This is a genomic window from Rathayibacter sp. AY2B3 (assembly GCF_002931755.1).
Classification (GTDB): Bacteria; Actinomycetota; Actinomycetes; order Actinomycetales; family Microbacteriaceae; genus Rathayibacter.
Window position 1 is genome coordinate 1 of the sequence record NZ_PSUG01000064.1, and the last position, 17,925, is coordinate 17,925.

Sequence of the window (17,925 nt, forward strand, 5' to 3'; positions counted from 1 at the left end):
GCCCCACTGCCCCACCCGGCGCTCGCCTCCCCCTCGAGTGTCGGCAGACCTGGAACCTCCTCTGCATGCACCGTTCGTCACGCGCCTCGACTCCCACCCCCGCAGGAGCCGAGACCGGCAGTCCGTCCGCCCTCCCGACCCGTCGCTCACTCCGTGACCAGGAGTCCCGCAGCCGCCGCGCTTCCCGCGGCCCGTCGCGCCCCCGGGTCTCCGCCGTCGCCGCGATGACCCTCGTGGCCGGCATCGCGATCACCTCGACGATGCCCGCGTTCGCCGTGGGCGGCACCGCCGACTCCGAGCTGACCCGCGACACGGCCACTGCCGTCGCCGCGGCCCGCCCGCAGAGCTTCGTGGCGGCCGGAGTCGTGCAGCAGAGCGTCACCCGCGACTCCTTCGCCGCCGAGGCCAAGCCCGAGGTCCTCGTCCCCACCGCGTCCCTCGAAGCGATCACGGCGACCTCCGGCGAGTCGACCGCGGCCGCCGCCGGAGCGTCCGGAGCGTGGGTCGTCCCGATCTCGGGTCACATCAGCAGCAGCTACGGTCCCCGCCCCGACGCGCCGGTCGCCGGCGTGAACCTGTTCCACAAGGGCACCGACCTCGCCGGCGCCTGCGGCACGCCCGTCCTCGCGGCCTCCAGCGGCACCGTCGAGGAGGCGTCGTACCAGGGCAGCTACGGCAACTGGATCCTGCTCGACAACGGCGGCGGCATCGAGACCGGCTACGCCCACAACAGCGAGCTGATGGTGTCGGTCGGCGAGACCGTCACCGTCGGCCAGGTCATCGCGCTGCGCGGCTCGACCGGCGCCTCCACCGGCTGCCACCTGCACTTCGAGACGCGGGTCGACGGCGAGGCGGTCGACGCCGTGCCGTTCATGGCCGAGCTCGGCGTCCCGATCGGCTGACGCCCCCGTCGACTCGAGAACGCAGATGTCGCGGTGATCGCTCTCGACCACCGCGACTTCTGCGTTCTCGTGCGCCCTCCGGCGGGCGTCAGGGCCCGGGGACGGTCCGCGCTCCGGTGGAGACGGCGGCCGACCAGTGCGCGTCGTCCGGCACCGTGGTCACCCTGATCTCGGCGTCCTGCTCGACGGCGATCTGCATGGTGCCCGTGTTGCCGCCTCCCGTGCCGGTGCGAGTCGTGCCCGGGCTGTAGACGCAGGACGATCCGCTCGTCATCAGGCCGACGACCTCGATCGTCACCTCGGCGTCCGCGGAGTCGCAGGCGACCGAGACGGTGATGTGCAGCGGGTCGCCGCTGAGGTTCACGGTCTGCGGATCGACGGGGCCGACCTGGTCGGTCCACCGCACGGCGGCGGTCGCTCCCTCGGGCAGCGTCACAGGCCCGAGCGGAGCGTCGGTGGGCGTCGCGGTCGGAGCGGTCGCCGTAGGGGCGGCGGTGCCGGAAGCGGTCGGTGTCGTCTCCTCCGCCTGGCCGGCGCCGCCCGTGCAGCCGCTCAGGGCGAGCGCCGCGAGCAGTGCCGAGGCGCCCAGCGCGGTCGCGCGCCGTCCGGCCCGGAGTCCCGTCGCCCGGCGCGGAGCGGTCGTTCTCGTGGTGTCCACGGTGGTTCCCCCTGTCCACTGGCGTCCCTCCGGTCTACCCGAGCCCGCGCGGCCGCGGACCGCACTCTGCGGCGGTTGCCAGGGTCGGGAGCCGTGCTGCGGATCGACGTGGAGCTCCTCCGAATCGGCGCGGCGGCCCGTCGATCCGCTCGGGTGCCGCGGATGATCGCCTCCGGGCGGATCCGACGCCCGCCGCTCCCGGCGCACCCCGCCGCGCCGCCCCTCTGGACCCGGAAGGCACCGCCATGACCGCCTCGAACACCTACCCCTTCGCCGGACGCACCGTCCTGGTCACCGGAGCCGGCTCCGGCATCGGCCGCTCCATCGCGCGCGCCTTCCTCGAGCAGGGCGCGAGCGTCGCGGTCGCCGGGCGCACCCCCGCCACGCTCGAGGAGACCGTCGCCGGCTTCCCGGCCGAGCGCGTCCTGATCGTCCCCACCGACGTCTCGGTCCGAGCCGAGGTCGACGCGCTCGTCGAGGGCACCGTCGCGAGGTTCGGCGGGATCGACGTCCTCGTGAACAACGCGGCCGGCCACCTCGGCGGCCCGATCGAGGAGGTGGAGGACGACGCCTGGCACTCCCTCTTCGCCACGAACGTCGACGCCCTCTTCTACGCGGTGAGGGCGGCGCTCCCGCACCTGAAGGCGAGCCGCGGCAACATCGTCGTCGTCTCCTCCGTGTCGGGCATCCGCGGCGACTGGGGCCAGGCCGCCTACAACGCGACCAAGGGCGCGATCACGACCTTCGTGCAGTCACTGGCCCTCGACTTCGGCGCGCACGGCGTGCGGGTCAACGCCGTCGCTCCCGCCTTCACGCAGACGCCGCTGACGGAGTCGATGGCGTCGACTCCCGAGGAGCTCGCGCCCTTCATCGACCGCATCGCCCTCGGACGCCCCGGACAGCCGGACGACATCGCCCCGCCGGTGCTCTTCCTCGCCAGCGCGGACGCGGCGTACATCACCGGCGCGATCCTCGCCGTGGACGGCGGGACGAGCGCCTCGACGGGGCAGCCGCACCTGTAGGCGGGCGGTGGAGGGGCAATGGGTCCACGCGTCGACGGCCGCAGAGCGCAGCTGGGCCGAGGGCGCACCGCTGTCCGAGCCGCTGGAGAAGCGCCGCGGACCGAGAACTCGCGCCGGGCTGCAAGCGGGTGCGCCACGCCGCACTCCCTCAGCGCGGATTCATGAACATGCCGAGGCCGCGGCCGATACCAGAATGACGGCGCTGATCGCTGACTACCGTGCGGTCGTCGCGGAGTACCGGGCGGCGATGACGAGGCTGGCCGGCGCGTGATCCCGACCATGACGCGGGGTGGGCGCATGTGCGGACTGATGCCCTACCTGCGAGGTGAGGGTCGGGCGAGCGGGCACGAGGAACCGCATCTGGTCGCCGGTAACGGAGCGATCATGGCGGTGTACGGCTGCGGCGAGTCGGACCGTCCCGAGCCCGCGACCGAAGCGGTGCAGGAGTGGCGCGCGACGTCGAAGAATCCGTGGCAGTCCCGGCCGGCGAATCCGGGGCGCGAGGAGAGCGAGATGTCTCCGAAGTTCTTCGCCATGTACGCCGAGGACATGCGCCGTCTGCACGACTACATCGCCTCCGTCGACCCGTCAGACAAGGCCACCTGGGCGCACGTCGCCCGCGAGACGGTCGGCGCTTACGCGGCGCGGTCGCGGCGTCTGGAACCGACCCCCGGACCGCTGGCCGAGGCGTCGTGGACGCTGGCCCGGTCCGCGCAGCTGCGGGCGGGCGAGTCGCGGCCGCGACCGGTCGCGATGCCGTCGATGGCGACGACCGCTGCGCTGATCCTGGTGCAGGCCAAGCGCGGTCAGAACGCGGCCGCGGAGGCTCTTCTGTTGAAGCAGCTCGCGCAGACCACCGCATCGATCTTCCGCGCCGCGAAAGCGGTCGGGGATCTACACCGGTCGCAGGAGCTCGCGCGGATGATGACGCAGCGCCTGACCGTCGTGCGCGACGGCTACACCGCGCAGATCACCGCCAACCAGGTCGCCGCGCTCACGCCGGAGCAGCAGGCCGCGAAGCAGCGCGCCGACCTCGCCGCGGGTCGTGGCGGGCCGGTGCCCACGCGTCTGACTCCCGCGGCGGAGCCGGCAGTACAGGTACCGACCACGATGACAGCCGGGACGCGTGAGCGCGACGGTCTCGAGAGATAGCGAGAGGGGACAGAGCTATGAGCGATGGGGACAGCGTTGAGGATGAGGTCGGTCAGTCCGCGCGGGTCGCGCTGACCGTCGCGCTCCAGCTGGGCGACAAGTTCGCCCGACTGCGAGAGGACTTGGCGCGTGAAGCGCTGCGCACGAGCGAGGCCGACGCGCGCTCGCTCGCCACCCGCTTCTCCGCCGAGCGCGACATCGCGCGTGCGCAGATCGCTGTCGTGGACCGCCCCGACTGGTGGCAGCGCACCGACTTGCAGCAGGTCGCTGACGTCCTCTCCACCGCGCAGCAGTGAAAAGACCTCGACCCTGTAGCCGAACGTGCCGCGCAGACCATCGCGCGTGAAGTCCAGGACCGCTACGGCGTCGTCGTCGCCGACATCGCGGACAAGCTGCGCGGCGACCAGTCGGCCGACTTCTCCGCTGAGAAGGCCCTCGCTGTCGTCGCAGCCGCTGAGGCCACCGACCGGGTGCCCGAATCCGGCTCGGCGGACCCGCTGAACGAGGTGAAGGCTCTGGCCGGCCATGACGCAGCGGTGGACGCTGCGATCGCTGAGAAGTTCCCACAGCTCCTCACCGACGAGCAGCGCGCGGCCGTCGACGGAGGACGGGCGGAAACCGTCGAGACGACCGTCGAGACCGCGGCCGTCGCCAGGATGATGGACGCCGACCAGCGCCGCGCCGACGCCGCCCGGGACGAGCCGGCCGCCCCGACCGATCAAGGCGGAGCGGAAAACGGTCAGGAGAACATCGATCAGGCGGCCGCGCTCGAGCTGCACGCTCGCGAGTACGAGGCGCAGGCCGAGGACGGCGGAACCTCCGAGCAGTCGCCCGACCAGCTGCGCGCCCTTGCGGCCGACGCCCGCGCTCAGGCGCAGCTCTACCGGGACGGCGCCGGTGCGCTGACCGCCGCCGACAACGCCGCAGCCTCCGAGCTCGCCGCCGCCGGCGGGGATCTCCACCAGTCCATCGCGGCCGACGTCGAGGCAGGGCGCCTCGAGCAGTTCGCGGCCGAGGCGGAAACCGCGCGGCTCGCCAGGTTCGATGACAACTACCAACTGGCTCTCGACCGCGGCGACGTTGACGAGAACGCCAACGTCCTGCTGAGCGAGGCAGACCGGTTCGAGCGCGAGGCGGATGCCGGCGGAACAGCGACGCTGACCCCCGAACAGCTGCGCTCCGACGCCGCGGAGAACCGCGACGAGGCCGCCTACTCCCGCAACGAGCCCCTGCCCTCCCAGAACGCCCGTGCCACTGACTCCGTTCCAGCCGGCACCGAGGGGAGAGCAGATGCGCTGCGCTCGAAGAGCGAAATGTCGTACGACAGTGCCGCTCGGCGCACGGCCACCGCGAACGAAATGAAAGGCCACGGGATCCCGCAGGACGTCATCGACGTGCGCCTGCGCGCCGAGGTCGCTCAGGGTCGACCGGCGAGCGAGGCGGTCGCACAGGCCGGTCGTGTGCACGTGCCGAAGACCAACCGCGGACGTTCAGCTGCGCGATCGCCGGAGCGTGGCGAGCAGGCCCGTTAGGTGCTGTCGGCGGTCCAATCGAGCGACGTGGCGATCTGCTCGGCCGTAGGTAGCGCCGCCTGCTCTGCGGGTGGGAGGGATTCGTAGGTGTAGCTGGACACGGCCATGGGGAGCCGCTCTGGCCGAGGGCGTAACGAACGGTGTGCTCATTGTGACCGCCGCAGATGAGGATGAGCACATCGTCCGCTACGCCCTCAGCCAGGCAGTCTCACCGATCGCCGTCGCAACCTACACCTATGACGCGCTCCCCGATGAGGAGCGCCTCGCACTCCCCGACGAGCAACGCATCATCGCCGCGATCGACGTCAGCGGAGCGGCGAACGAATAGTCCCACAGCCTCTGGGACTATTGACGATTCCTCTGTTTGACGGATGGGGTTGCGGATCGCAGGTCTCTCAGCCAGCGCGAGGACCCCGCGGCGGGCGTATTTAGTGCGGATCACAACCCCTGCACGTCTGAGTCCTCGCTAGCATCGCGCTATGCCCGACGCTCCGGAACCCGTCGCCACTGATCCGATTTCGCTTAGGAGTCTCGCCCCGCGCTACGACGAAGCTCAGCACGGGATGTATGTGCGGGCCCTCGTACGGGCGCTTCGCGACCAAGACGACATCCGAAACATCGCCCTGACTGGTGCCTACGGCACAGGCAAGAGCAGTGTTCTACAGCACCTCAGCAATCTCGACGAATTCAAGGACCGAGTGCTGGAATTGTCCTTATCGACCGTCGGGGTCGTGCAGGAGCCGCCTGAGGGGCCGTCGCAGGCAAACCCAGCGGCCTGGACGAAGACGAATTTGATCCAGAAGGAGATCGTCAAACAGATCCTCTACCGAGATGTACCCGAGCGCACTCGCGGCTCCCGTTTCCGCCGACTGTCACGGTTCCGCTGGCGGTCGGAGGTGAGCATCTCCTTCGGACTAGGAGCGCTGTTGTTGGGCATCTTTTGGCTTTCAGGGCTGGCCGGGCAACGCATGGCCTTCCTCGGCGCCGACCCCGCACTCGGATGGGTTGTGCTTTTGAACGTCGGGCTGGCGGTGATTCTGTCGGGGCTCGTGTTTGCTATCCGGTGGCTCACCCATAATCGGATATCTCTGGAGAAGCTCAGTGCCGGACCCGCGACGGTATCGCTCGCCTCGACGTCATCCAGCTACTTCGACCAGTACATGGACGAAATCGTCTACTTTTTCGAGCGGAGCGGTCGCGACGTAGTCATCTTCGAAGACATCGACCGCTTCGAGGACCCGCACATTTTCGAGGCACTACGCGCCCTCAACACCCTCCTTAATGGCTCCGAGCAAGTCCGTCGGCGCATCCGACCCAAAACGTCGATAAAAAAAGATCTGTCGCGAGAGGTGAAGTTCATCTATGCGCTTCGGGATAGCGTCTTCGAGAAGCTCGGTGATGCCCCGGCCCCTGACGATCCAAGTATGACGAACTCGGAGCGCAACGTCGTGCGGATGGATGCCGCAGACGATGAAGTACGGCGGGCCAATCGCACCAAGTTCTTCGATATCGTGATCCCGATCGTGCCGTTCATCACCCACCGCAATGCGCGTGACCTGATGCTCGATGAGATGAAGGGCACTGGCGTGTCCCGGGACCTCATCAACGTGGTTGCCCGGTTCGTCGCGGATATGCGGCTGATCACTGACATGCGCAACGAATACGATATCTACGCGAGCCGACTGCTCGGCGCACTCAACCGGATGCCCGGACTCGATGCCGACAGGCTGTTCGCACTCATCGTCTACAAGAGCGTCCACCTGGCCGACTTTGAAGCCATCCGTTTCGGCAACAGCGATCTCGACCGCGTCTACGAGGCGTGGCGCCATATCGTCACTGAATCACTGAGCAAAGCGCAGGAACGAGAACGCGCCGCTGATCGGCTGCTCGCTCTGAAGGGGATGCTGCCCGAACGAGCCAAATCACTCGGCGATCGCCTGGAGAGCATCATTCGTGCTCTGCCCACCGGCCGAAACGGCCAGGGCGCATTGCGTTTGGTCGTCAGTGGTCAGGGCTACGAGGATGCGCAGCTTCGGTCGAGCGAACTATGGACGCAACTGTCAACAGAACGCGTGCCGGCGATGATCATCAACAACCGCACAGGCCAGAGCATGGAACTCTCTTTTGAGCAGTTGCAGACCCTCATTGGGGCCTCACTTGCCCCCGCCGAGTGGCTACCGGTCGACCGGGAGATCCAGACCGACGAACGGCGTTTAGCTAGGGCGGACGTCGAATTTCTTCGGCACCACGAGTGGCGGGACCTCTACGCCCGTAGCGAGTTCGACGCCGTTATAGAGGAGGACAAGGGGACGGAGACATTCCGGCACGCAGCAGATCGTGTGCTGAAGTCGAGGCTCGCGCGAGCCTTGGTGTCCTCCGGGTACCTCAACGAGTACTTCGCCCTATACGTGTCGGTCTATTACGGGCAACATCTCCGCCCGCGCGCTCTCAACTACATCATTCACACGCTCGACCGCGGTGTTCCAGACATCCACGCCGAGCTCGACCGCGATGACGTTGAGGCAATCATCGGAGACAAAGGAACCGACATTTTCCGGGACCGTGCCGCCTACAACGTCAGAGTCCTTGACCATCTCCTTGCGGACCGCCCCGACGAAGCGGCGATGATCGTGCGGCAGGTCGCGGCATGGGGCAGAGAAGATCGCGTCTTCGTGGAGTCCTACCTCCAGGCCGGCGTCGAGCGTGTGCAGCTCGTTCGTCTCCTCGCTCCCCTCGCGCCGGAAAAAATTGCGGACATCGTCACCGGAGCACCCGAGGATGTGCTCGCCGAGCTCCTAGACGCTGCGCTCGCGTTCGCGGGCTCGAAGATTGGCGAAGCCTCGACCAGCGAGTTCGCCGGGCTCGTCGTTGAGCACTACACAGAGTTCCCCTCGATTAGCACTCTCTCGCGACCTAAGCCAGGGGTCACGATCGTCCCAAGGCCAGCGACCATGAATGCAATCGCAAAACTCGGAATCAAACTGCCTGCGACGGCACCGTTGAACAGCATCGCCCGGAACCGCGCCGTCGAATTGGGCGCATATGAACTCAATGCTGCAAACATCGAGGACCTCACGGGTCAGCACTCGCTCGCGCTGGATACCATCCGCGCGGGCAGCGAGCCCGTATTCGATGCAGCTCTCGGGCGTATTGCAGAGTATCTCACCGTGGTCGAAGGGCGAGAGGGCGCGGCCACGGTCGACGATCCGCGGCAGTTTTTGCCGGTTCTCGTTGAGGCACGCGACGCGGGTGTCTCCGACACGCATCTTGGTCAGATCGTCAAGAGGGCCTCGGTGCACTGCCACGTTGTATCAATCACCGACGCCCCTCAGGGCGTATGGCCAACTCTCGCAGCAACCCAGCACGTGGCCGCCTCCGCTGTGAACCTGCTCGCTTACCTCGACACCATTGGCGCGCTCGACAAGAGCGTCGGCTGGCTCCTCGACGGGGCCGATGCGGTCCTGCTGCCGGATGACGTCGCGGAGTCAGAGCGCACTCGGCTCGCCGTCGCGATCCTCGAGGCCCGGCAGGCGATCCCCACTGCCGCGGTCCGTGCAAAGCTCGCCTCGAGCCTAAAGGTTTCCGCACCGATCCCGCCCTCCTCGCTGACGCCCGAGTCCGGCGAACTCGTCGGTCTGTTGATCGAGGAGGGGCTGGTCGACGACGGGGCGGCGACCTTCATCGGCACGCTCGTCCCCGACTGGTCGACGCGTGAGGCGGCACTGAGTAGGTCGAGGAGTGCGTCGGAATTCATCTCCCCAGGGGTACTGCCGGACTCTGAGATCCCGGCCTTCCTTCGTAGCACCGTCATCCCAGCGCGCCTCAAAAACGCCGTCTTGTCTAAGCTCGCGGACTTCGTTCCCGGCGCGAGCCCAACTTCGGTCCGCGCGCTTGCATCGTCGGCTGCCGCGTCGGGCACCGACATCCCCTTCGCCACCATCGATCAGGTAAGGGCAGCAGGCGCCTTGGACGAGAGCATCGTGGCACTTCTCTCCGTCTCTAACACGGTCACTCTCACCGAGCTCCGAGCGGAGCTACGTGCGCTCCGCGACCCCTATCCATCGATTGCGGATTGGGGCACCACTCGACCGCTCGTCCCCGACGATGAAGCCCACCGGAAAGTGCTGAATCGGCTCAAGGAGGCCGACATCGTCAGTGACCACAAGCTCGAACGTGGGCGAAGGCGGGTGTCTTTACGTCGACATGCGTAAAGTTCGCGATTCATTCCGCAGCGATCGTCGAGTCCTAGATGACGCTGTCGACGTGAGAAGACGAGCGATCTTAGTTGCAACCGTGCGAACGGCAGCCAGCCCCTCCCCTTCCGCAAATACCGACATCCGAAAATGAACGTTATGCCGGTTTGCTGCCATCGTCCGCGAGAACTCCTTACCCCCCTGTTGCTGCCGAGCGCCCTCACTCCCTATCTTGTGACGCGGCGGCGGCATGGGGCACATCAATGCCGATTAGCTTTCGGCCTCGCGTTCCAACAATTCGACCGACCATTTTGCACGAGCAAGTACTTCGTCGTACGTAATAACTTCTGGTCGGTGGAGGTTCCTGCGATATAGCTCAAAGGACCGCACCATGTCGACGTTGAAGTGGCCCTCGCGAGCGAACTGCGCGAGCGAGCCGATTACCAGGAATGATCGAGGCGCCCCAGTCCAGACTCGCTCTCCTGTCTCGAACCCATCACCATCGGACGTTGTCAACCACCGCTCCAGTTCGTCGCGGGCGCGATCTCCAGTCACCAGTGACTGCGAAGCACCGCCAACCAACTCTCGCGACGGGGCCCAAGTCCCCGATCGGTAGGCTTGCTTCTCAAGCAATGGATCGGTATGGAGCTTTAGTTCCGCAAGCGCGAGACTCCGAACCGCTCCCATTGTCATCAAGACTGCGTCAGCACGCTTACCCACGTCCGCAATACTCGATCCAGCTACGACGCGCTCAAGCCGCGTATTGTCCCACGATGTGAGCAACTGCCCGCTTAGGCCGACGCCGAGAAGCCACGGATTCTCCTCGAATAGTTCTTGCCAGACTGCCTCTGGCCCCCGACTGTCCTGGGCGGCGGCGAATGCCGTACTGTCCGTCAATAGTAGCTCAAACCGACGGACAGTCTCTTTGCGCGCCGCCACCGCCACAACGTCGCGAGCTGAAACGTCTGCTTCGATTACTGCAGCGAATCCTTCTCGATCTCGGCGATAGAGGGCGTCCATTGCTAAAGGATCTTTAAGAACGGCAGACAGAAGACCCTCATCAAACTTTATCGTCTCGTCATTGTCGGGAGACATGCCGCGTAGTGCGAGACAAAGTGAGATCAATCGTTGAGCGGCAACGGAATCTAGCGTTACGATGTTCTCTATCTGGGCATTTTTTGTCGCGACACCGGTCACACGTTCGAACCTGATTTCCGCAACATTACCTTGCTCGCGGACTATTCGTGCCTTTACCTGTACTCGCCCAGCCGGACTCTCGTAGATTTCCACAACTTCCTCACTCGTAAGTTCTGCGGCATTGCTGAAATCATCGCTAATGATTTGCCATACGGTGGACGCCATCTCGCCCTTGTCGGGCCCAAACTGCATTTCGAAGGCTTTGCCCTTCGTCGTGCGTCCAAGTATGCGCATCGCTGCATAATCGGCTTCGGTCTCTGGAGACGGTGGTATGAGCGCGGCCCAATCGAATCCTTCAGGTATCCTCATTGATGTCCCTCGTGTAGCACTAAGAAAGAGTTCGGGGTTCGCAGGCAGACGGGCTTGTTGTGGGCAACGTTCATTCAGCTCCGAAACAGTAGCTGACGTCTCGTGTTCTTCCCGTCCCTCGTTCGTACCTGAAAGCTCATTATGACAGTTGCCTACGACAGCGCCGAGCGCCGCTTGAACACCGCGGAGACGATGCGTCCCCAGCGCATGCCTGAAGCGCAGATCATGGACCGGATGATCGGTGACGCGTCTTTCTTGGCTCCGGCGCACGACTTGGTCCCCGTGGGCACGCGGCTTCTCCTCGCGCGCGACCGGGTCGTGGGTAGGGGCGCACCATCGAGCGTCCTAGGCAGAGCCGGTTTGGCCCCTGTGCAAGACAGCACTGCTAAGTCGATGGTGCCGCTGAGTGTTCTCTAGCGCGGACCTCGAGAATCTCGAGTCAGCCGAAGATCTCCGATAATGGAGATTATGTCGGGTTATCGGGCAGGCCCGTTTCGCGTGACCGCATGTCGGTGGTGCACGGGCGGTCGTCGGTCTCACTATCTCGATGAGCTACAGACTCCTGCGGACTCATGCCGCGCACGACGATCACCTGCGCCTGCACACCCGCGAAGTAACGATCGGGAAAGTAGAGCCTGCCTGCTGGATCGGTCATCTTGAACGAGGCGATGCTGGTGCCTTCGACGAAGTGCGCAACGCAAGGGACGACGATGATCACCTTCTCACCCGGCTCGGTGTCTGGTATCGGAACCTGCACGGGGGTCGTGATCAGTCCGGCGCCGGCCGCGATACCGACGCGGGTTAGTCTTCTACCGCGCCAGGGCACGCTGCCGACGTTTTGAAGTGTCCACGTCTTGGTGAAGCGCTGGCCGGGGGCCATCAAGGTGCCGTCCGCGATGGTCTCCTCAATGAAGATGCTCTCATCGAGGGGGTTGGCAGCCGGCGACGGCGTGGTCGTTGCCGTCACGCGCAGCAGACGCAGTCGTCTTTTCTCCATCAGCACTGCCTCGTACCGGGCGATTAGAAGACCCTGGGTATCGAGGGTGTCTTCAAGCAGGTGGACCACAAACTCGGAGGGTATGTCGCGGCCGTCCTCGGCCGCGCTCACTGTCCGCCGATCGCGCGCAATCCGCCGAGCAAGATCCGCTACAGACAGACCGCGCTTCTCCCGCCAGTACCTCAGTTCATCGCCGAACTGCTGCCGTTGGGTGTCGTGGCGACCTGGAGGACGGCGTTCTCGTGGCATCTTTTCGCCGATCTGCGTTGGGGGCTGTTCGCCCACAACGTACCGGCCCGGACACTCTCGTCTCACTCATCGATTTGATGGGCATGAGAGAGGGAGAAGGCACCATGGGCGGAACGATTCTGGCGCGGCGGCCAGCTGGACAGGTCGGTGTATTGGCTGCTCGTCGACGCACGATCATGGGGGTGATCGCGGCGCTGTTCGCGGTTCTTCTGGCTCTGACGATGGCGACGCCCGCGCAGGCGCTGTCGGGGTCCGGGTACAACAACACGCTGCCGTATCAGCAGGGATGCGGCCGCGGGGCGTACGCCATCTCGTCCAAGGCGATCCTCGGCGGAACGGTGAGCATGGTCTACTCGCCGACCTGCCAGACGAACTGGCTCGAGTGGTACGGCCCGAGCCGCTACACGAGCAAGAAGATGTACCAGCCGGTTCAGACGGCCGCCGAGAACGACACCGCCAGCTGGTCGTACTCCCGCCAGGTCTACGCTCCCGGCGCGACTGTCGCTCGAGGAGAGATCTACGTGTGGGTCGACAACACCGGACGCAACGGCTCGCAGGCCTGGTCCGTGCGCTGCGGTTCGACGTGCGAATGGGTCCAGTTCAACTGATCAGACCACGCTGCAAGCGGCCCTCGTCGACGAGCTCGGCGGGGGCCGCCTCACGTTCTGAGTCAGGTGCCGAAGTGAACTCACCGGCGTTACAGGGGGGTCGAGTCAAGGAGGGGGGCAGGACCAAGGGTGACCTGCCCCCTGCCGACGCGGGCTTCTTACCTTCGGCTTCATGGGAGACGGGGCCGACTCGTCCCAGCCGTCCAGACGCTGCCTGCAGCACTTCTTAGCGATGCGAACGTGCGGCTTGAACTACGGCTGATTATCGGGGCCGAACATCCCGTCGGGAGGCAACTCGTAGGGCAGCGGCTCCCCGGGTAGGTTCTCGTCCGTCGCTCCCGTAAACGGTCCTTCTGTAGACAGCAGGGCGGCCATGTGTGGCTCGGCATGATTGATCCACCAGGCGCTGATCCCGAGTCCCGCGTCGAGGCGGGATGCTTCCCAGCTGCGCCAGAGCGCTTCGATGCGCTGAACGGCTTCATCGACGGTCCACCAGTCGGCGCGCCAGCGTCCGGTGCCCTGGCCTTTGGCGGAGACGCGGCGGCGGTATGTGTACCGCCAGTACTTTCGCAGCCACTCGTCCGCTGAGCCGTAGACGAGGGTCGGGGCGGAGTCCTCGTCGAATGAGCGTTGCACGGCCGCTTCGGCGCGTGCCTGCATCAGCTCGACCCGCTCGGAAGTGAGCGCTCGTTCCAGGGCCTCCTTCGTCATCCCGGCGATGATCCCGGTGATGACGTCCGCGACCTCTCTCGCGGCGGTCGCGTCGACGTCGAACGCGCCGAGCAGCAACGCGGCCGCGGTATCGCGGTCCCCGTCGACGGCGGCCGGGAGGCCTGCAGCCTCTTGCACGTCTCCGCCCGCGAGCGGATCGTCGTCAGTCGCGCTGCGCCTCCGTCCGCTTCGCGTCCTCGTTCTCCGTCAGAGCCCGCATGGAGGCGGCGAGGTCGATCGCCGGAGCCGGTTCGACGCTCGCCACGACCGGCTCGGCGCTCGCCACGACCGGTTCAGCGCCGGTCACGACCGGCTGCGCGGCCGTCGCTACGACAGGAGTCGGCTCGGCGCCGCGTACTGGCGCGGTCGCGGGGTCGTGAGCGGCGATGGAAGCCTTGGTCGCTGCGACCTTCTTCTTCGCGCCCTCATACCAGGGCACAGTGCGCAGCAGTGCAGCCCGGGATCCCGTGGAGAGCATCACGGCGCGGCCGCGGGGCATCGCTCCGAGCTCGTCCACGGTCAGGATCCGCTCGCGCTTCAACGCGGTCAAGGTCGAGCGGATGCCCTTGTTGTAGCTGGCGGAGGTCGTCTCCCGGTCGTAGTCCCCGACGAGCTCGGAGACGTTCTGGAGGAAGTCGTTCTCCTTGACGCTGCCGAGGTAGAGGAACGCGTTCGACGCGCTCCACAGCTTCAACATGCCCTCCTTGCCGAACACGGCGACGCCCTGTGGCCAGGACTGGAACACCGACATGATCGGAATCCCGCGGGAGCCGAAGTGCGAGTACAGGTCGGGGAGGTCTCGCCACCGGCACACGTTCGCGGCCTCATCGAGGATCCCGACGAGGGGCGTGCGCAGCCGGCCTCCGGGCGAGGTGTCGGCGAGGTCGGTCGCCGCCTCGAGGGTGGCGGCGGTGAGCGCGGTGACGAGGGGGCCGGCGGTGCCGGCGCCCTCCTTGGAGAGGGAGTAGAGCGTGCCGGAGCCGCGGACGAACTCTGCCGCGTCGAACTGCGGCCGCGCGTCGGCGGTGCCACGGAGGTTCACCCAGTCGGCGACCTGCGTGTTCCTCAAGCACGCCGCCGTCTCCTGAGCGGTCGAGTAGACCGAGCCGCGCAGCTTCTCGGCGGACTGGAGGATGCCGAGCGCCGTGTCGCCTTTCATCGGTATCCGCCGGAGCGCAGCAGCCGCACGGGCTCTTCGTCGGTGACGTCGGTGAGCCACGCGAACACCTGACTGATCGGCTTCTGTCCGACCCGACCGCGGCGGCGAGCCGCCTCGGGGCGCTCCTGACCGCGCACCCAGACTCAACCGACACCTGTGGAGTATCGTGGAGTCGATTGCATGCAGACGCATGGATACGGACTCGCCGACCGCACGGCCTCCGAGCCCATCCCTCTTCGAGCAGGAGTCGTCATGACCACCACCAGCACCCGCTTCACCGACCGCGTCGTCCTCATCACCGGAGGAGGATCCGGACTCGGCCGCGCCGCCGCGGTCCGCCTCGCCCAGGAGGGCGCGAAGCTCGCCCTCGTCGACATCTCCGAGCAGGGCCTCGCGGCCACGGTCGACGTCCTGCCCGAGGGCACCGAGTCGATCACCGTCCTCGCCGACGTGTCGAAGGAGGCGGACGTCGACGCCTACGTCGCGCGCACCCTCGAGGCGTTCGGACGGATCGACGGCTTCTTCAACAACGCCGGCATCGAGGGCCGCCAGAACCTCACCGAGGACTTCACGGCCGACGAGTTCGACAAGGTCGTCGCGATCAACCTCCGGGGCGTGTTCCTCGGTCTCGAGAAGGTGCTGAAGGTGATGCGCGAGCAGGGCTCGGGCATGGTCGTCAACACCGCGAGCGTCGGCGGCATCACCGCGATCGGCAACCAGTCCGGCTACGCGGCCGCCAAGCACGGCGTCGTCGGCCTCACCCGCAACTCGGCGATCGAGTACGGCGAGTTCGGCATCCGCATCAACGCGATCGCGCCCGGGGCCATCTGGACCCCGATGGTCGAGAACTCGATGAAGCAGCTCGACCCCGAGAACCCGCGCAAGGCGGCCGAGGAGTTCATCCAGGTCAACCCGACGAAGCGCTACGGCGAGGCCGACGAGATCGCCTCGGTCGTCGCCTTCCTCCTCTCGGACGACGCCTCCTACGTGAACGCGACCGTCCTCCCGATCGACGGCGGTCAGTCGATCAAGTACTGAGGCCTGCTCCGCGGAGGGAGCGCCTGCCCCGGCGGGCGGCCCCCTCCGCTCCCGCCGCCTCTCCCGTGGGACCCGGCCCGACGGCTCCTCCACAGGGCGCTTCCCGCTCCGGGGTCTCCTCGAGCGGCTCGTCCCGCGCATCGCCCGTCCCGCGGCGGGAGCAGAATGGGGTCGGTCCCGCCGGACCTCGACCGCTACGGAGACATGCATGAACCCCACCGGGAGCTTCCGCGCCGCCCGCGACACCCTCCTGCAGCACCGCACCGATGCGGTCGCCGCGAACGAGGCCTTCCAGTGGCCGGACGTCGGGCCCCGCTTCAACTGGGCGGTGGACTGGTTCGACGCGATCGCGATCGGCAACGAGCGCCCCGCCCTCTGGATCGTGGAGGAGGACGGCTCCGAGGAGCAGTACTCCTTCGACCGGATGCGCTGGCGCTCCGACGAGGTCGCCGCCTGGCTCCACTCGGTCGGCGTCGAGCAGGGCGATCACGTGATGCTCATGCTCGGCAACCGCCTCGAGCTGTGGGAGTCGATGCTCGCGATCATGAAGCTCGGCGCGGTCATCCTCCCGACGACGACCCTGCTCTCGCCCGCCGACCTGGCCGACCGCCTGGAGCGCGGCGAGGTCGCGCACGTCATCGCGGACGCCTCCGAGACCGCCAAGTTCGACGAGATGGAGGGGGACTTCGGCCGCATCGCGGTCGGCGGCGCGGTCGAGGGCTGGCTCGACTACGCCGACTCGCTCGAGCCCTTCGGCATCAGCCCGACGGTGGTCGTCGAGAGCTCCGATCCGTGCCTGATCTACTTCACCTCCGGCACCACCTCGAAGCCCAAGATGGTCGTGCACACCCACGAGTCGTATCCCGTGGGGCACCTCAGCACGATGTACTGGCTCGGCGTCCAGCCGGGCGACGTGCACATGGCGATCAGCTCGCCGGGCTGGGGCAAGCACGCCTGGAGCTGCTTCTTCGCGCCGTGGAACGCGGAGGCGACGGTGTTCGTCTACAACTACAGCCGCTTCTCCCCCACCGCTCTGCACCAGCAGCTCGACCGTGCCGAGGTCACCACGTTCTGCGCGCCGCCGACCGTCTGGCGGATGCTGATCCAGTCGGCGCTGGGAGCGAAGCCGCGCGCGCTGACCGAGATCCTCTCCGCGGGCGAGCCGCTGAATCCCGAGGTCATCGCGACCGTCGAGCGGGAGTGGGGCCTCACGATCCGCGACGGCTACGGCCAGACCGAGACCACGGCGATCATCGCGAACCCGCCCGGCGCCCCGGTGGTCCCCGGAGCGATGGGCCGCGCGCTGCCCGGCGTCGCCATCGCCCTCGTCGACCCCCTGACCGGCGAGCCCGCCTCCACCGGCGAGATCTGCCTCGACCTCTCCGTCGAGCCCGTCAACCTGATGTCCGGCTACCTCGGCGACGAGGACCGCACCGAGCGCGCCCGTGCCGACGGCTACTTCCACACCGGCGACGTGGCGGTCCGCGCGGTCGACGGCACGATCACCTTCGTCGGCCGCACCGACGACATCTTCAAGTCCTCCGACTTCAAGATCTCGCCGTTCGAGGTCGAGAGCGTGCTGCTGCAGCACCCCGCCGTCGCCGAGTCCGCCGTCGTCCCGGCTCCGGACGAGGTGCGCCACAGCGTGGTGAAGGCCTACGTCACCCTCGCCGAGGGCTGGGAGCCGACCGCCGAGACGGCGAGCGCGATCTTCGCCCACACCCGCGAGCTGCTCTCCTCCTTCGAGCGGGTGCGGCGCCTCGAGTTCCACCCCCTGCCCAAGACGATCTCGGGCAAGATCCGCCGCGTCGAGCTGCGCGAGCGCGAGGAGGAGGCGTTCCGCCGCGGCGAGGAGATCCCCACCGAGTGGCGTGCCGACCGCCTCTAGGCGCGGCGCGCGGCCCTCGTCCGCCGAGACACCGCCGCAACCGCCGAAGCACCGCTGAGGCGGCGGTGCCTCGACGGGAGGGGGCGGGCCGGGACGCCGGCCGCCGGTGACCAGCGCCGACGGCGATCAGCGACGACGGCGATCAGCGCGGCGTCAGGCGGGGGCGCACGGCGATCAGCTCGCCGTGGTCGCGGACGCCGGGGGCGCTGCGGCGGAGGGAGTGGGTCGCCTCGAGGCCCGCCTGCTCGGCGAGCGCGCGCATCTCGGCGAGCGGATGGAACCAGGCCGGTGCGACGGCGTGCGCGAACGC

At 67.2% G+C, this 17,925-nt stretch carries 15 protein-coding genes; 10 read left to right on the forward strand and 5 right to left on the reverse strand.

Annotation, left to right across the window (positions count from 1 at the left end; all coding sequences use genetic code 11):
- The first annotated feature begins 224 nt into the window (after positions 1-224).
- The gene (locus C5C24_RS16200) at positions 225-902 is read left to right on the forward strand and encodes a M23 family metallopeptidase (RefSeq protein ID WP_181135561.1); all 678 of its coding nucleotides are present in this window, start codon (positions 225-227) and stop codon (positions 900-902) included.
- An 88-nt stretch (positions 903-990) separates the two neighbouring features.
- Here the strand turns inward: C5C24_RS16200 and C5C24_RS16205 are convergent, their stop codons facing one another.
- Positions 991-1,560 carry a hypothetical protein gene (locus tag C5C24_RS16205; RefSeq protein ID WP_104305454.1) on the reverse strand — a complete coding sequence of 190 codons (570 nt, stop codon included), beginning with the start codon at positions 1,558-1,560 and terminating at the stop codon, positions 991-993.
- 245 nt (positions 1,561-1,805) lie between these two features.
- On the opposite strand from C5C24_RS16205, the gene C5C24_RS16210 reads away from it, so the two are divergent.
- The 6 genes from C5C24_RS16210 (at position 1,806) to C5C24_RS16235 (ending at position 9,477) form a co-directional block, all read left to right on the forward strand.
- Positions 1,806-2,582, forward strand: coding sequence for an SDR family NAD(P)-dependent oxidoreductase (locus C5C24_RS16210; protein WP_104281959.1), 777 nt, complete (start codon positions 1,806-1,808; stop codon positions 2,580-2,582).
- A gap of 513 nt (positions 2,583-3,095) precedes the next feature.
- Positions 3,096-3,734 carry a hypothetical protein gene (locus tag C5C24_RS16215; RefSeq protein WP_146082650.1) on the forward strand — a complete coding sequence of 213 codons (639 nt, stop codon included), beginning with the start codon at positions 3,096-3,098 and terminating at the stop codon, positions 3,732-3,734.
- 17 nt (positions 3,735-3,751) lie between these two features.
- Complete coding sequence (locus C5C24_RS16220; protein ID WP_104305456.1) at positions 3,752-4,030, forward strand: hypothetical protein; 279 nt, start codon at positions 3,752-3,754, stop codon at positions 4,028-4,030.
- A gap of 174 nt (positions 4,031-4,204) precedes the next feature.
- Entirely contained in the window at positions 4,205-5,266 is a 1,062-nt protein-coding gene (locus C5C24_RS16225) for a hypothetical protein (RefSeq protein ID WP_104305457.1), read from the forward strand.
- A 151-nt stretch (positions 5,267-5,417) separates the two neighbouring features.
- Positions 5,418-5,594 carry a DUF1016 domain-containing protein gene (locus C5C24_RS16230; protein ID WP_146082651.1) on the forward strand — a complete coding sequence of 59 codons (177 nt, stop codon included), beginning with the start codon at positions 5,418-5,420 and terminating at the stop codon, positions 5,592-5,594.
- Positions 5,595-5,745: 151 nt separating this feature from the next.
- On the forward strand, positions 5,746-9,477 hold the full coding sequence (locus C5C24_RS16235; protein ID WP_146082652.1) for a hypothetical protein: 3,732 nt from the start codon (positions 5,746-5,748) through the stop codon (positions 9,475-9,477).
- Between the two features lie 252 nt (positions 9,478-9,729).
- Here C5C24_RS16235 and C5C24_RS16240 read toward each other — a convergent pair whose 3' ends face one another.
- Together C5C24_RS16240 and C5C24_RS16250 are read right to left on the reverse strand one after the other, a co-directional pair.
- Entirely contained in the window at positions 9,730-10,965 is a 1,236-nt protein-coding gene (locus C5C24_RS16240) for a Shedu immune nuclease family protein (protein ID WP_104305460.1), read from the reverse strand.
- Between the two features lie 466 nt (positions 10,966-11,431).
- A complete protein-coding gene (locus tag C5C24_RS16250) occupies positions 11,432-12,247 on the reverse strand; it encodes an NBR1-Ig-like domain-containing protein (RefSeq protein ID WP_104305462.1) in 816 nt (271 codons plus the stop codon).
- A gap of 116 nt (positions 12,248-12,363) precedes the next feature.
- Between C5C24_RS16250 and C5C24_RS16255 the strand changes: the two genes are divergently transcribed.
- On the forward strand, positions 12,364-12,819 hold the full coding sequence (locus tag C5C24_RS16255) for a DUF2690 domain-containing protein (RefSeq protein WP_146082653.1): 456 nt from the start codon (positions 12,364-12,366) through the stop codon (positions 12,817-12,819).
- 252 nt (positions 12,820-13,071) lie between these two features.
- Here the strand turns inward: C5C24_RS16255 and C5C24_RS16260 are convergent, their stop codons facing one another.
- Together C5C24_RS16260 and C5C24_RS16265 are read right to left on the reverse strand one after the other, a co-directional pair.
- The gene (locus C5C24_RS16260; RefSeq protein ID WP_104305464.1) at positions 13,072-13,668 is read right to left on the reverse strand and encodes a DUF4913 domain-containing protein; all 597 of its coding nucleotides are present in this window, start codon (positions 13,666-13,668) and stop codon (positions 13,072-13,074) included.
- A gap of 25 nt (positions 13,669-13,693) precedes the next feature.
- Positions 13,694-14,689, reverse strand: coding sequence for a type IV secretory system conjugative DNA transfer family protein (locus C5C24_RS16265; protein WP_104305465.1), 996 nt, complete (start codon positions 14,687-14,689; stop codon positions 13,694-13,696).
- A 252-nt stretch (positions 14,690-14,941) separates the two neighbouring features.
- Between C5C24_RS16265 and C5C24_RS16270 the strand changes: the two genes are divergently transcribed.
- Both C5C24_RS16270 and C5C24_RS16275 read left to right on the forward strand, forming a co-directional pair.
- Positions 14,942-15,727 (forward strand): glucose 1-dehydrogenase, encoded by a 786-nt coding sequence (locus C5C24_RS16270; RefSeq protein WP_258065340.1) that lies wholly within the window; start codon positions 14,942-14,944, stop codon positions 15,725-15,727.
- Positions 15,728-15,935: 208 nt separating this feature from the next.
- Positions 15,936-17,615 carry an AMP-binding protein gene (locus tag C5C24_RS16275; protein ID WP_104275750.1) on the forward strand — a complete coding sequence of 560 codons (1,680 nt, stop codon included), beginning with the start codon at positions 15,936-15,938 and terminating at the stop codon, positions 17,613-17,615.
- The last annotated feature ends 310 nt before the right edge of the window (positions 17,616-17,925 follow it).

Excerpts from the sequence above, each read along its gene's own strand:
- C5C24_RS16210 (WP_104281959.1), top strand. The coding sequence starts at position 1,806 with ATGACCGCCTCGAACACCTACCCCTTCGCCGGACGCACCGTCCTGGTC.
- C5C24_RS16275 (WP_104275750.1), top strand. The coding sequence starts at position 15,936 with ATGAACCCCACCGGGAGCTTCCGCGCCGCCCGCGACACCCTCCTGCAG.
- C5C24_RS16200 (WP_181135561.1), top strand. The coding sequence starts at position 225 with ATGACCCTCGTGGCCGGCATCGCGATCACCTCGACGATGCCCGCGTTC.
- C5C24_RS16265 (WP_104305465.1), bottom strand. The coding sequence starts at position 14,689 with ATGAAAGGCGACACGGCGCTCGGCATCCTCCAGTCCGCCGAGAAGCTG.
- C5C24_RS16270 (WP_258065340.1), top strand. The coding sequence starts at position 14,942 with ATGACCACCACCAGCACCCGCTTCACCGACCGCGTCGTCCTCATCACC.
- C5C24_RS16215 (WP_146082650.1), top strand. The coding sequence starts at position 3,096 with ATGTCTCCGAAGTTCTTCGCCATGTACGCCGAGGACATGCGCCGTCTG.
- C5C24_RS16240 (WP_104305460.1), bottom strand. The coding sequence starts at position 10,965 with ATGAGGATACCTGAAGGATTCGATTGGGCCGCGCTCATACCACCGTCT.
- C5C24_RS16235 (WP_146082652.1), top strand. The coding sequence starts at position 5,746 with ATGCCCGACGCTCCGGAACCCGTCGCCACTGATCCGATTTCGCTTAGG.
- C5C24_RS16220 (WP_104305456.1), top strand. The coding sequence starts at position 3,752 with ATGAGCGATGGGGACAGCGTTGAGGATGAGGTCGGTCAGTCCGCGCGG.